Annotated in this window: 13 protein-coding genes; 4 read left to right on the top strand and 9 right to left on the bottom strand. The window is 65.8% G+C overall.

Annotated elements, in window-relative coordinates; genetic code table 11:
- Positions 1-60: 60 nt before the first annotated feature.
- Both E0H50_RS13480 and E0H50_RS13475 read right to left on the bottom strand, forming a co-directional pair.
- Complete coding sequence (locus tag E0H50_RS13480) at positions 61-348, bottom strand: hypothetical protein (protein ID WP_131287719.1); 288 nt, start codon at positions 346-348, stop codon at positions 61-63.
- Positions 349-352: 4 nt separating this feature from the next.
- Complete coding sequence (locus E0H50_RS13475; RefSeq protein WP_165547098.1) at positions 353-1129, bottom strand: class I SAM-dependent methyltransferase; 777 nt, start codon at positions 1127-1129, stop codon at positions 353-355.
- A gap of 228 nt (positions 1130-1357) precedes the next feature.
- Between E0H50_RS13475 and E0H50_RS13470 the strand changes: the two genes are divergently transcribed.
- Both E0H50_RS13470 and E0H50_RS13465 read left to right on the top strand, forming a co-directional pair.
- Positions 1358-3055 (top strand): AMP-binding protein, encoded by a 1698-nt coding sequence (locus E0H50_RS13470; protein ID WP_131287713.1) that lies wholly within the window; start codon positions 1358-1360, stop codon positions 3053-3055.
- A 92-nt stretch (positions 3056-3147) separates the two neighbouring features.
- Entirely contained in the window at positions 3148-3795 is a 648-nt protein-coding gene (locus E0H50_RS13465; RefSeq protein ID WP_165547097.1) for an anti-sigma factor, read from the top strand.
- Between the two features lie 8 nt (positions 3796-3803).
- Here E0H50_RS13465 and E0H50_RS13460 read toward each other — a convergent pair whose 3' ends face one another.
- Together E0H50_RS13460 and E0H50_RS13455 are read right to left on the bottom strand one after the other, a co-directional pair.
- On the bottom strand, positions 3804-5054 hold the full coding sequence (locus tag E0H50_RS13460) for an FAD-dependent oxidoreductase (protein WP_131287707.1): 1251 nt from the start codon (positions 5052-5054) through the stop codon (positions 3804-3806).
- A complete protein-coding gene (locus tag E0H50_RS13455; RefSeq protein WP_131287704.1) occupies positions 5039-6310 on the bottom strand; it encodes a cytochrome P450 family protein in 1272 nt (423 codons plus the stop codon). Before E0H50_RS13455 ends, E0H50_RS13460 begins: the two co-directional genes overlap by 16 nt.
- Positions 6311-6744: 434 nt before the next feature.
- Between E0H50_RS13455 and E0H50_RS13450 the strand changes: the two genes are divergently transcribed.
- Complete coding sequence (locus E0H50_RS13450; protein ID WP_165547096.1) at positions 6745-8139, top strand: aminotransferase-like domain-containing protein; 1395 nt, start codon at positions 6745-6747, stop codon at positions 8137-8139.
- Here the strand turns inward: E0H50_RS13450 and E0H50_RS13445 are convergent.
- Genes E0H50_RS13445 through miaB form a run of 4 tightly spaced genes read right to left on the bottom strand, consistent with a single transcriptional unit; the run spans position 8132 to position 11325 of the window.
- The gene (locus tag E0H50_RS13445) at positions 8132-8497 is read right to left on the bottom strand and encodes a MazG nucleotide pyrophosphohydrolase domain-containing protein (protein WP_131287698.1); all 366 of its coding nucleotides are present in this window, start codon (positions 8495-8497) and stop codon (positions 8132-8134) included. The two genes, E0H50_RS13450 and E0H50_RS13445, sit on opposite strands and share 8 nt — an antisense overlap.
- Positions 8491-9051, bottom strand: coding sequence for an LOG family protein (locus E0H50_RS13440; RefSeq protein WP_131287695.1), 561 nt, complete (start codon positions 9049-9051; stop codon positions 8491-8493). The genes E0H50_RS13445 and E0H50_RS13440 overlap by 7 nt, the downstream gene beginning before the upstream one ends.
- Positions 9048-9758, bottom strand: coding sequence for a class I SAM-dependent methyltransferase (locus tag E0H50_RS13435; RefSeq protein WP_165547095.1), 711 nt, complete (start codon positions 9756-9758; stop codon positions 9048-9050). Before E0H50_RS13435 ends, E0H50_RS13440 begins: the two co-directional genes overlap by 4 nt.
- A 34-nt stretch (positions 9759-9792) precedes the next feature.
- On the bottom strand, positions 9793-11325 hold the full coding sequence (gene miaB / locus E0H50_RS13430) for a tRNA (N6-isopentenyl adenosine(37)-C2)-methylthiotransferase MiaB (protein WP_131287690.1): 1533 nt from the start codon (positions 11323-11325) through the stop codon (positions 9793-9795).
- Positions 11326-11462: 137 nt separating this feature from the next.
- Between miaB and miaA the strand changes: the two genes are divergently transcribed.
- Positions 11463-12398, top strand: coding sequence for a tRNA (adenosine(37)-N6)-dimethylallyltransferase MiaA (gene miaA / locus E0H50_RS13425; RefSeq protein WP_131287687.1), 936 nt, complete (start codon positions 11463-11465; stop codon positions 12396-12398).
- Between the two features lie 151 nt (positions 12399-12549).
- On the opposite strand, the gene E0H50_RS42880 is transcribed toward miaA, so the two are convergent.
- Positions 12550-12720 (bottom strand): hypothetical protein, encoded by a 171-nt coding sequence (locus tag E0H50_RS42880; RefSeq protein ID WP_165547094.1) that lies wholly within the window; start codon positions 12718-12720, stop codon positions 12550-12552.
- Positions 12721-12751: the final 31 nt, after the last annotated feature.

Here is a 12751-nt window from a genome sequence, read left to right as displayed (position 1 = left end):
TCTCGGCTGATCCCGTACCGGTACAAGGATCAGTACGAACGCTCGGGTGGGATCGGATCACTAGCGGCCGGCTTCTCGCGCGACGACGTCGATGACAATCTGCCTGCCGATGATCAACCAATGACGCCTGCCGTGCCGATCCGTCCAGGGCGGGCGAAGCAGGCCGTGCACCGCGTCGCGCCAGGCTCGTGCTTCCGTGCGTTCGCCGGCAACCTCGATGGACAGGCGTTCGGCGGAGGCATGGATGTGCCGCACGCCCTCAGCCAGCGCAGGATCCTTGAGGATCGCGTCGTACCGGGTGATCAGATCCTGGGAACCGGATGTCGTCCGCGGCGGGTCGCTGGCCATCTGCTCAGGCCTTTCGCGCGGTGACGAGCCATGCTGCCGAGTTCAGCAGAACTCCGCCGGACACGAGTTGCCGAGCGGTCAAGGCAGCCCGCAGCTCGTCTTGCTGGCGGCGGTCGTGTGGATCCCGGGAGACGACAGCGCGCACGAACATGTCGGCTTCCTCGGCATCGACCCCGAGGAAGAGCGGTTGCCGGACGTCGGTGAAGGCGATGCGATCGAATCCGGCGTTGGCCAGCAGGTCGTCGATGACTTCCGGGCCACCTGTTCCGTCGTCCGTCCATCCGAACATGTGCGACGCCCTTGGGCCGAGGGAGTCGTCGATGACTCGGACCCATTCGTTTCTGTCCCGCGTCTGCCAGACAAGCATTGTCAGCTGTCCGGCGTCTTGCAGGGCCTGCCCGATCCGGTGGAAGGCGGTCGCGGGCTGCCGGAAGTACATCGTTCCGAACCGGCTGATGATCGCCTGGTAAGCCTGTGCCCTGAGGGGATACGACTCCGCGTCCGCCTGGAGGTAGGAGACGTTGGACTGTCTTCTCGTGTGCTTGCGGGCGACTGCGAGGACTGCCGGGGAGAGGTCGATGCCGAGCACCCTGCCGGACGGCGCCAGTTCGGCGGCGGCACGTGTCAACGTGCCGGTTCCGCAGCCGATGTCGAGTACCTGGTCGGTTCGCGAAATGCCTGTCATTGCCAGGAAGGCGCCGTTGTACCTGGCCAGCATGCGGTCGAACCGCGGCTGATGGACGGCCCAGACCTCGCCGAGCCGGTCCGTCCAGGACGCCATTCCCGCACAGCTCGGCGATACCGTCGTTCGGCTCTGAATCATGGTCGGATCGCTCCTCTCGGATGGTTGCATCTCTGGGGGCTCAGCAGGCATTACGGCCCTGCCCCACCCTGCGGATCACTCGTCGGTGCCGCGGTCGGGAACTTTGGGGGACTTCCCTACTCCGGAATGTGGCCGAACGGGATGCACGATCCGTAGGACTGCTGTCAGGGAGATCTGGAGGAACGGATGGAGAACATCAGCGCCCCGCGTGGCCTGCTCGACTGGCTGGAGAGGCCGACGGGGCAGTTCGAATTCCTCGACGATCGGGGGACCTGGCAACCTTGCCCGCTGCCTGATCTGGCGGCCCGGACGAACGGAAACGCGGCCCGGCTTCGGGCTCTGGGGCTACGGCGCGACGACCGCGTGGTCGTTCTGCATCGAAGTGGTCCCGCGTTCGCTGTGTCGTTCTTCGGGGTCCTCGCCGCCGGTGGAACACCGTGCCCGCTGGCCCCGCCACAGGCGACCGGATACGTTGAGCGGTGGCTTGAGGGGGCGGCCAGGGTCATATCGGCCTCAGCCGCACGCCTCGTTGTCACCGATCCGGAGCTTGTCGATCTCGCAAACGACGCCGTACGGCGCAGCGGACGGTCGGCCACGGTCTGCGAGGTGGACATGTCCGCCTCGGAGGACTTTCAGCCACAAGCGGCCGCGGAACTCGCCCTGGTGCAGTTCACGTCTGGCTCCAGAGCTACGCCGAGAGGCGTACGGGTCTCCTGGGAGAACCTCGAGTCGAACATCGAAATGATCTACCGGTGGATCAACCGGCCTGAGTCCCTCGGTACAAGTTGGTTGCCGCTCCACCACGATATGGGCCTGGTCGGCGGCTTCCTCGTTCCGCTGGTCCGGCAGTTGCGGCACGGGCTGATGCGCCCCGAGCAGTTCATCAAGAACCCGCTCATCTGGCTCGAGCGCTACGGGACAGGGATCGGTCAGGTCATGGTGATGCCGAACTTCGGCTACGACTACGTCGTGCGACGAGTCTCGCCCGACCAGCTGACCGGGCTGGACTTCTCGGCGGTCGAGGTGGCGGTCAGCGGCGCCGAACGGGTGCGCCGTTCGACTCTCGATGCCTTCTACGACCTGCTCGGTCCGTTCGGTCTTGATCGGAAGAGCATGCAACCCGCGTACGGGCTGGCCGAAGCCACCTTGGCGGTGACGGGCGTCCGCTTCGGAGAACCGCCGCTGGCCGTCGGCGTCCCGCGTGGGAGCGATCGGCAGTCTGCGGAGATCGCCGTCGTCACCGAAGCCGGTGCGGATCGATGGGGGGAGGAGCCTGCGACCAATGACCTCGTGTGGCACGTGAGCTGTGGACAGCCGCTGAGTGGCATCGACGTCACGATCATTGACGACTCAGGTCAGCCCGTCGGTGAACGCATCATAGGTGAGATCGCCGTACGGGCGCCGTCCGTGGCAAAGGGCTACACGCAGAACGTGTCCGGCTCGTCGACAAGGTTCGTTGCCGACCAACTGCTGACCGGTGACGCCGGGTTCAAGCATCGGGGCGAGCTCTTCGTTCTCGGCCGCATCGGCGACAGCATCCAGGTTCGGGGCCGGAACATCTATGTCGAGGACGTCGAGAGTGCGCTGTCAGATGCCTTCGTACGCGCTTCCGGAAGGATTGTCGCGATCGCGGGGTCTCGTGACGGCGTGCCGACGATCTGTCTTCTCTCGGACCATGAGATCCCGGTGGTCGACGTCGACCCGATCCGGAGGCGGGTCGAAGATGTCACCGGCGGCAAGGTGCCGGTCGTGCTGCTTCGGGTACGTCGGAGTGCCCTCGAGTACACCTCGAGCGGCAAGCCGCGCCGAGTCTCGATGTGGAACAAATTCCTTGCTGGCGAACTTGCCGGTGCTGTCGAAATCCATGATTCGGCTGCGTCGTGAATCCACCCCTGGCACGGGAGACGTACTGATGTCCGGGCGGCGTCGAGCCGGCCCACCGACCGATGAGGAAGTCGCGCGAAAGGCCAGTGGGAATGATGATCGACTATGCCGCCCGGATGATCTGGAGGTGGCGCGAGCGCCGCTTCGCGTGGACACCGACGGCGGAACGTCTGGTGCGTTCAGCAGATGTTTGGGCGTCGGTGCCGAGGACCTTGGAGGTCGAGGTGCAGGCGGCTTTGGGAATCGGTCCTGACGGTTGGTCCGTCGGGACCCGGTCACCGTTCCACCGTCCGCGGGCCAGCAGGTGGCGGATCTATGCGCCGAGCAGCGTCGCCGCCGCGGCTGCGACGCTGGTGCTTCTCGCCACTGGCTATCTTGCGCAGGCCGAGGCCGACGCGACGCGGACTGCGGCGTTGTCCGGGCCGGCGAACTCATCGACGCCGGCGGCGTGGGCCGACCTGCGGAACAAGCCCAGCGGCGTGGAGATCACGTTGAGATCGGCGACGCTGCATCCGGCGCCGGCCGGCAAGTACTACGAAGGTTGGGTCAAGGGAGCTCGGGGAACGGTCTCGATCGGCACGTTCCATCTGCGACACCAGTCCGAGAAGGTCGTTCTCTGGTCGGGGGTCGATCTCGACGAGTATCCGACGATCGCAGTCACGCTCGAGTCTGAGGACGACGATCCTGCCTCGTCGGAACAGGTCATCGCGTCCGGCGCAGTCTCGCCGACGGATCGCTGATCGGGCAGTCAGCCGGCCCTTCGCAGTTCCCTTAACAACTGCTGCCTCGTGAGGCGGCGATCAAGGTCGCTGACGGTGGCGGCGTGTATGCCCGAAAGATCAGGTTCCCGGCCGCTTGACGCGTACGCTGCCCGCCACATCTCGGTCCGCGCGCGATCTTGAGCGACCACGTCCTCGAAGTGTGGAGCTATACGACCGACAACCTCCTTGTCGACCTCGAGCGTTTGCGCGGCCAGGTCGGTTGGATACTTGCGCAGCGCCTCGGAGATGATCACCGCCTGTTCCAGCGCTAGTGATACGCCCAGCGCGAAGACCTGATTCGTCATGCAGAGGCTGTCGCCGACCAAGTGCAGGCCATGAACCACCGGCCTCCCGTCATGGGATACCAGGCGACGCAGTCGGTTCCGCAGCGCACCGATCGCCAACGGCCGATCTGTGACCGGTCGGCTCCGGTTCGGATCAACCCATGCCGCGATCGCCGGCAGCTGTGCGGCGGCAGCGGCGAAGAAGGCGGGTTCGCGCAGCAACTTGAGTTCTGGGTCGTCGGGCAAGACACCGAAGCTCACCGAGAAAAGGTTGTTGTCGGCAAGCAGCAACTTTCCCGCGAACCCGTCGTAGACCCCGCCCGCGCTGACGGGACTGTCCAGCGGTCCCGGGGCTGCGTCCTGGCGCAGTCGGTAGAACCGTGAGTACATCGTGAGATGGGTGGATGTCTCAAGCAGCCAAGGCGCTGGAGCTCCGTCCCCCAGGAGCCATTCGGAGGTTCGATCCCGACGACCGCCTGCGGAGACGACCAGGTCGGCGAGAAGGGGGCCTCGCGTTGTTCGGACGCCGATGACGCGACGCGGAGCGACCGCGTTCGCGAAGCACAATCCGCTGACCTCGGTGCCGGCGGCGTAGGTGATGCTGGATCGCCGGGTCACGGCGCGGCGGAGAGCGGCTTCGAGGACCGCCCGGCGAACCAGCAGCACGGTGGACCGACGTCGTCCGTCATCCTCAGCTGCACGATGACCCTGGACTACGCGTTCCTCGCCGCCGGCTGCGCGCACCTCGGCCAGGACGTCGGGAGCGAACCTCTCGAGGACACGGTGCGTCTGTTCGCGGAACAAATGCGGATGCTGCCAGTGGGGCACCGATCGGCGCCGATCCGTGTCAGGGAGATCCCGTTCGGCGATATGAACCTCGTGGCCGTGAGCGGCGAGTATCAGTGCGCAGGCGAGGCCGGCCACGCTGCCACCGGCGATCACCGCACGGGACATTGGCCGGATCCCGGATGCCGAAATGCGATGGGTAGATGCTCTAAACCTCTCCGGAGGAGACCCGAACGCCAGCGCAGAGTGCCGGCGTCGGCGTCGAGGCGTAGGTCTGGAAGGCGATCGAGGACGGCGGCGAACACTATTTCGCCCTGGAGCCTGGCGAGTGGTGCACCCAGGCAGTAATGAATGCCGAAACCGAACGCGACGTGTTTGGAGCCCGCGCGCGAGAGCTCGAGGCGGTTCGGCTCGTGGAACGCTGCCGGATCCCGGTTGGCGGCGCCGAGCGAGACAAGGACCGGATCACCGGCACGGATCAGCGAGCCGGCGAGCTCGAAGGACTCGGCTGCGAAACGCCACGTGGTGATGTCGACGGGGGAGTCGAAGCGCAGCAACTCCTCGATCGCGGGACCGAGAAGGGCCGGCGTTCCTCGGAGGTGCTGGAGCTGCTCGGAATGGGTGAGCAGTGCGTGCAGACCGTTGCCGAGCAGGTTGATGCTGGTTCCGTGCCCGGCGATCAGCAGCAGGAAGACCGTCGAGATCAACTCTGATTCGTTCAGTTCGCCGTCGTCCGTCGCGAGGACGAGGTCGGCCAAGAGGTTCTCTCCCGGCGCCCGCCGTGTTGCGTCGATCAGTTCCCGGACGAATCGGCGCATCCGTCGGCCGGACCGGCCGACGCGTCCACGAGCACGATGTCCAGCAAGATGGGGATCCGTGATCTCACGGAACTCGGCCTGCAGGTTGAGCGGGACGCCGAGCAGCTCACACAGGACGAGCGTCGGCAGAGGATGCGCAAAGGCGGCCATGAAGTCGGCATGCCCCTGATCGACAAGTGGATCGAGCAGCTGGGCCGAGATGGCTTCGACTCGGCTCCTGAGTAGTTCTGTCCGGCGAGGGGTGAAGGCGGCACCGGCTACTCGTCGCAGCCGCCGGTGGTCCGGCGGGTCGGCGTTGACCATGTGATGACCGAGTCCCAGCCGGAACTCGTCCGGGAGCCCGACGGCCTGGCGCGGAATCGAGGGTGACAGGAACCGCGGGTTCTTCGACAACCTGGGGTCGGCCAGCGCCTCGCGTGCCGCTTCGTGGCTGGTGACGAGCTTCACCGGCACACCGCGTGGCAATACGACGTGCGCGACAGGCTGAATCGATCTGAGCCAGGAGTACGTCGGATACGGATCCTGCATGAACTCCCTCGTGAACAGCCCGGGCAGCTGCGCCGGAGGCGATGGCTGTGCGAAGTCTTCCTCGAGCCTGCCGCCCATGTCTGCTCCTCGTCGTTCGACATGTCGCCACAACAGCAAAGGACCCGGGTTTTAGAGACCCAGGCCCTTGTGCTGTCCGGCCGTGGTTCGAGAACTCCGGCCGAGTGCGAACCCGAGTTTTAGAGACCCTGGCGTCGCGGGGCGTCGGCAGCTGGTTTTAGAGACCCTTTGCTGACGTCGGGACAGTGGTCCGGAGACCCTGGCCCTGCTCCTGAACCTTGGTTTTAGAGACCCTGGCTCCTTGAGCGATGTCTTAAGACTAGGCCCGGATTTGGAGCGGTCCCATAGCCACTATGCATGTCTTCCCAGCCGAAACTGGTCTCCTCCGAACGCCCTTGGTCTCGATCCGCCGCTGCCGCCGGCTGCGTACTGCCGAGCGAATGGTGTCCTTGCCGGGCGATCGGGCTGGGGTGAGCAGGAAGGCAGACCGAAGCATGCGAGTCTCCTCGGTAGTGCGGCTACCGGTTGCCGTGGATCGGCACAGTCCGCATTCGCTCAGTCGGCAGATCGTCGATCAGATTGTCCTGGCCATCGAGTCGGGAGCGCTCGGCGCCGGATCTGAGCTCCCCTCCAGCCGTGCCCTGGCGCAGACGCTCGGGATCTCGCGCAGCGTCGCCCTGGCTGCGTACTCCGAGCTCTTCGCGCGCGACTACCTACGATCGCTTCCCGGCTCGGGAACCTTCGTCTCGGATGTGGTGGGCGCCAAGGTGCCGGCTGCCGATGCGGCCACATCGTCGCAGCGATGTTCGGTCGATTTCAGCCCTGGGATGCCGAATCTGGAGCGCTATCCCAGGTCAGCGTGGAGATCTGCCTGGCAAGCGGCGAGCTACGTTCCGCCCACGGCGACCCACGCGCCTCGGATGGGTCTGCCACAGCTCAGAGAGCAGGTGGCAGCACACCTGAACCGAACCAGGGGCATCGGCTGCGTACCGGGGCAGGTGATGATCACGGATGGTCTGGCGCAGGGCCTCGAGGTTCTCGCCGAGCTGGCCGGGCCTGAGGCATCTGCGGTGATCGAGGATCCGGCCCATCCGCTCCTCGCGTACCTCCTGGAGCGACGTCGGCTGGCGACGGTTCCGGTTCCGGTCGGTCCAGCCGGCATCGACCTCGAGTTGTTGCCGGCTTCGGCCTCGTTGGCTGTCGTTACCCCGTCCCAGCAGTTCCCACTCGGTCGTCAGATGCCGCTGCACAGGCGTCATGAGCTGCTCAGGTGGGCAGAGCGCAGCGAGGTGTTGCTGGTCGAGCTGGACATCGCGGACGAGTTGCACAGTCGCGAAGGATTCGTTCCGTGCCTTGCGTCACTCGATATGTCGGGGATCGTCGCATATCTCGGGACGTTCGAGCATGCCCTGTCACGCGACCTGCCACTTGGGTACCTGGTGCTGCCTGAAGCGTTTGGTAAGTCTGCAGAGACCCTTCCGATGGCAACCACCGGGCCTACGCCTCTCGCCCAGCGTGCCGCGCTCGAGCTGTTCTCGCGGGGCGACGTCGCCAGGTATGTGAACCGGCTGTATCGAAGCTACCAGGAGAAGCGAGCAGTGGTCCGTCGGCAGCTGGAGATGCTCCCTGTCGAGTCCGTGACCGGTCTGTTCGGCAACCACGTTGCCGTTCAGCTGAGCCCCGGGCGATCGGCGGAGGGTGTCAGTGAACGCCTCGTGAATGCCGGGGTTCTGATTCCTCCGGCTTCGGCCTACCGTCGACGCTACGCCCCGGACCACGTCGACGACCGAACGGTTGACAGCACCCTGATCGTCGGCTTCGGCCATCTCACCAGCGCGGAGATCGAGCAGGGTCTGCGGGCCCTGGGCCGAGCGCTCGACGTCAGTTAGTACCCTGAGAGGGCCGCGGGTGACGCTCGGCGAGTAGTTCGAGCTTTGCCAGGAGGGCGGCGGTAAGGTCGACGTCGAGCACGTCCGCGAGCCGGAGTATCGACCAATAGATGTCGCCCATCTCGCACCGCACATCGGCGGCGAACCGCTGATCGGCCATCCTCGCCGCTGCCTCGCTGGGCGAGAGCCAACGGAAGAGCTGCGCCAGCTCACCTGTCTCGGCGACGAGGTTCAGCAACAGTGCTGCCGGAGCCGAGATCTCGTCCCAGCCGCGCTCTCCTGCGAATCGGCGCACCTGTGCGCGCAGGTCGTCCGGAGAACCGGACGCACCTGGCGGGTCGCCGTCGTAGCTCAGCATTCGCGGCTCGACACCAGGAGATCCAGCGCCTGGTCAGGCGACGTCGCCCATCGGATGTAGCGGTGGAGCTCCGACGACATCATCCCCTGGGTGAGCAGCAGATCGAGCTGGGCGCGGAACAGTGCGAAAAGAGCGTCAGGGTCCAGGACGACCAGTGGCTTGCGATGAGCATCCAACGCGCGCCCGGTGAGAACCTCGAGCATCTCGCCGAGTGTCCCTACTCCGCCCGCCAGCACGACGAAGGCATCGGCGCGTTCGATCATCAGCTGGTTCCGGACCTGGAGGTTCGGTGCGACGACCAACTCGTCGGCGTCACCGTCAGTCAGGTCAAGGCGATCCAGCAACGGTGCCCGGACGGCGATCCCGACAGTCCGGGTCCCGCCGGCTCGTGCTGCTCTGGCGAGTGCGCCCATACTGGACACTCGGCCGCCGCCGCTGATCACGGTGTGCCCGCGGCGGGCGAGCTCCGCTCCCAACTTCTCCGCAAGTGCAAGGTGGCGCGGATTGCTGGACTGCGCGGAGCAGAAGACGCACACGGCCGCTGGCTTTGTCACTCGGTTCGCCGGGCGACGACGTACCGCATCGGAATGTCGACTGCTGCACCTTCCGCCGATGTCTCGGTCGAGCGCCACAGATGCGAGCCTGAGGCAACGATGCGGTAACCGGCATCGAGGAGCAGATCTTCGGTCTCATGCTCGCCGAGGTCGGCCGGCTGGATGCCGTAACGCAGGATGCGTGCCACCTTCGGCGGTGGACCGTCCGGCTGGGCCAGCAGCTCGGCGAGCAACCGCCCAGCGGCCGGGGCCGGTTCGTAGCTGAATAAACGGCCAGCGGCTCCGTTGAGGACCGCAAACGAGGCAACGGCCGTTGCCCGCTCGTTTGGGGTGAAGAGGTGTAGGAGTCCACGTGCGTAGACATTGCTGTCTCCGGTGAGGAGATGAATGGACGCCGCGTCCGCAGGATCCAGAACATCCAGCCGACGGAACTGCACTCGATCGTCGACCCCGGTACGGGCTCGATCGAGCGCTGCGACGGAGATGTCCACGCCGAGGATCGTCGGGAATCGATCGGCGAGCGCTCCGGCGTGTGTGCCGTTGCCACAGCCGACATCGATGAGAGGTAACTCGGGATGGAGATGTCCGGAGACCAGCTCGTACGGGACCGAGCTCGCCGGATCGCCATCCCATAAGGCCTCTCCCTGACCTGCGGGAAGATCACGCCAGTAACTGTCCCAGATCGTGCTGTAGGCGGTAGAACTCACCTTGTACGCCCTCTCATCCATTCACCTGGTGATGTCAACAGCTGCGCGATTCGCCGGATGGAGCAGGCACGCCGAGCCCGGGTAGACCCAGCGAGATCGCCGGCCGCTTCGGCGCTGTCCGGAACAGGCGCCCCTCCCACGCGTCGCCGGCGCGGGTCCTCCGATGCGTCAAGACTCCACCGTCAGCGATCAGATGATGCGGGGCGGCGTCGGTGATCTGAACCGTGACGACGTCACCGGGACGGATGGACTTCTGGGCGCCCTGCACCGCATCGCCGGACGGGCGTGTTGCGCGGAAGTGCACCAGCCGGTTGTCCTCAGCGCGACCCGACATCCGTCCCGTCGACTCGTCCTTGCGCCCGTCGTCGGCGGAGACGAGGAGCGCGGCGGTCTGCCCGAGCTGCCGCTGGTTCTCGCGTAGAGAAATCTCATCCTGTAGGACAACTAGGCGCTCGTACCGCTCCTGGATCACCTCCCGCGGGAGTTGCTCGGCCAGGTCAGCAGCTGGAGTACCGGGCCGTTTGGAGTACTGGAAGGTGTAGGCGCCGGCGAATCCGGCCTGGCGTACGACGTCCAACGTGTCCTGGAAGTCCCGCTCCGTCTCACCGGGAAAGCCGACGATGATGTCGGTGGTGATCGCCGCCTGGGGGATCGCAGTGCGAACGTGGTCGATGATCGACAGGTAGCGCTCCTGCCGGTACGAACGTCTCATCAGTCGCAGAATCCGATCGGAGCCGGATTGCAGTGGCATGTGCAGGTTCGGCATCACATTGGCAGTCGACGCCATGGCGTCGACGACGTCTCCCGTGAACGCCGCCGGGTGTGGACTGGTGAACCTGACCCGTTCGAGTCCCTCGATGTCACCGCAGGCCCTGAGCAGCTTTCCGAAGGCCAGCCTGTCGCCGAAGTCCACACCGTAGGAGTTGACGTTCTGCCCCAGCAGCGTGATCTCGAGGACTCCCTCGCCGACCAGCGCGGTGATCTCCCGCAAGATCTCGCCCGGTCTGCGATCGGTCTCCTTCCCGCGTAGGGCCGGCACGATGCAGAACGTACAGGTGTTGTTGCAGCCGACCGATATTGCCACCCACGCTGCGTACGCCGAATCGCGGCGGGTCGGCAGGCTGGAAGGAAACGTCTCAAGTGTCTCGAGGATCTCGACCTGAGCTTCCTCGGCGAACCGCGCGCGATCCAGCAGCGATGGCAGGGAAGCGAGGTTGTGGGTACCGAAGACAACGTCCACCCACGGCGCACGGCCGAGGATGTCACCGCGGTCCTTCTGGGCAAGACAGCCGCCGACCGCGATCTGCAGGTTCGGGTTGGCGCGCTTCAAAGGAGCGAGGTTCGCCAGACTCCCGTACAGCTTGTTGTCCGCGTTCTCGCGCACTGCGCAGGTGTTGAAGACAATCAGGTCCGGGACTGCGCCCGCAGCGACCGGGGTGTAGCCGGAGACGTCGAGCAGCCCGGAGATGCGCTCGGAGTCGTGGACGTTCATCTGACACCCGAACGTGCGCACCTCGTAGGTGCGGCCGAGGCCGTCCGGTGCCGCTCGAACCGGGTCATTCGGCATGTGGGCCCCCAATCATGAATTGTCTCCAGGCCCCTCAAGGTTCATCAGAGATCGCGCGGACGCCAGATCCGGATTGAGACCGGATCGCCCGCTTTCCGGCTCGCGTATGTGGTTCGGTACGGCCACAGGCTGGGAACATGCACCCCACACCTGTGATCGCGGTCGTCGGTACGACCGCCTCGGGAAAGTCCGACCTCGCAGTGAGCCTCGCGGAGGCGCTCGGTGGCGAGATCGTCAATGCGGACTCGATGCAGCTCTACAAGGGCCTGAACATCGGAGCGGCGAAGATCACTGCGGGACAAATGCGGGGCATCCGGCACCACCTCCTCGACGTCCTTGACCTTGATCGGCCGGCCGACGTCTCCTGGTACCAGGAGACGGCCCGCGAGGTCGTCGATCGCCTGCGCGCTGCGAGGCGAGCCGCGATTCTCGTCGGCGGATCGGGTCTGTACCTGCGTTCCGTTCTTGACGACCTGAGGTTTCCACCGACCTCGGCCCCGCTCCGCCATCGATTGAATACAGAGCTCGAGCGCGTCGGATCAGTCGGTATGCACGCGCAGCTCCTGGCGGCGGCGCCCGAGGTCGGGGCTCGCGTCCCGGCAGGGAACGGGCGCCGCATCGTCCGGGCACTGGAGGTACTGGCCCTCACCGGGAAAGGCCCGGCCACCGCACTGCCCGAACCCCGCTACGTGTATCCCGCGGTGCAGATCGGTCTGTCCGTACCGCGCGACGTTCTCCATCGGCAGATTGCCGCTCGACTCTACCGGATGTGGAACAGCGGGCTGGTCGAGGAGGTCCGCCAACTCTTGGACCTGGGGCTGCGCGACAACCCGACCGCTCGGCAGGCACTCGGCTACGCGCAGATCATCCGTCACCTCGACGGCGAGTGCACCGCGGAGCAGGCCTATCGTGAAACTCTCCGCCGAACCAAGCGCTTCGCAAAACGCCAGGACACCTGGCTCCGTCGCGACTCACGGATCAACTGGCTGGACCACGACCGCCCAGACCTCGCCCAAGCCGCCCTCGCGATCGTCCGGCAACATTCCGAGGACCCACCCCAAGATGTTGCCTAAGACAACTACGCCATCCCACAAGGAGTCTCTGATGCGGTCCGTTCGACGAGTGTCACGACTTCGGTCGGTCCTGTGCCTGACTCGCCGAGTCGATGACTGCCGCTCCGCTGCGCGTCGAACGGAGCTGACCGAGCGCGCAGCGGAGCCTGGTTCAGAAGCCGCCCTTGTTGCTGCACTTCCGGCACACCGGGATCGGCACGCCGTCACTGGTGTCACCCACGCCGCTGTCCGCGGACGCGGTCGAGGTGACTGGCGCAATCGCAACCAGAGCCACGACCGCACCCGACAGGGAGATGGCCGTTCGTACCAAGCGCTGGATCACTGGAAGTCCTTTCTCGTGGTCACGGAACAGC

The sequence above is a fragment of the Kribbella sindirgiensis genome (genome assembly GCF_004331435.1).
GTDB classification, from domain to species: Bacteria; Actinomycetota; Actinomycetes; order Propionibacteriales; family Kribbellaceae; genus Kribbella; species Kribbella sindirgiensis.
Note: the sequence above shows the minus strand (reverse complement) of the source record. Positions and strands in the feature narration are given on the sequence as shown.

Bases quoted from the DNA above. Each gene is read 5' to 3' on its own strand.
- E0H50_RS13480 (WP_131287719.1), bottom strand. From the start codon at position 348: ATGGCCAGCGACCCGCCGCGGACGACATCCGGTTCCCAGGATCTGATC.
- E0H50_RS13475 (WP_165547098.1), bottom strand. From the start codon at position 1,129: ATGGCGTCCTGGACGGACCGGCTCGGCGAGGTCTGGGCCGTCCATCAG.
- E0H50_RS13470 (WP_131287713.1), top strand. From the start codon at position 1,358: ATGGAGAACATCAGCGCCCCGCGTGGCCTGCTCGACTGGCTGGAGAGG.
- E0H50_RS13465 (WP_165547097.1), top strand. From the start codon at position 3,148: ATGATGATCGACTATGCCGCCCGGATGATCTGGAGGTGGCGCGAGCGC.
- E0H50_RS13460 (WP_131287707.1), bottom strand. From the start codon at position 5,054: ATGTCCCGTGCGGTGATCGCCGGTGGCAGCGTGGCCGGCCTCGCCTGC.
- E0H50_RS13455 (WP_131287704.1), bottom strand. From the start codon at position 6,310: ATGGGCGGCAGGCTCGAGGAAGACTTCGCACAGCCATCGCCTCCGGCG.
- E0H50_RS13450 (WP_165547096.1), top strand. From the start codon at position 6,745: ATGCGAGTCTCCTCGGTAGTGCGGCTACCGGTTGCCGTGGATCGGCAC.
- E0H50_RS13445 (WP_131287698.1), bottom strand. From the start codon at position 8,497: ATGCTGAGCTACGACGGCGACCCGCCAGGTGCGTCCGGTTCTCCGGAC.
- miaB (WP_131287690.1), bottom strand. From the start codon at position 11,325: ATGCCGAATGACCCGGTTCGAGCGGCACCGGACGGCCTCGGCCGCACC.
- miaA (WP_131287687.1), top strand. From the start codon at position 11,463: ATGCACCCCACACCTGTGATCGCGGTCGTCGGTACGACCGCCTCGGGA.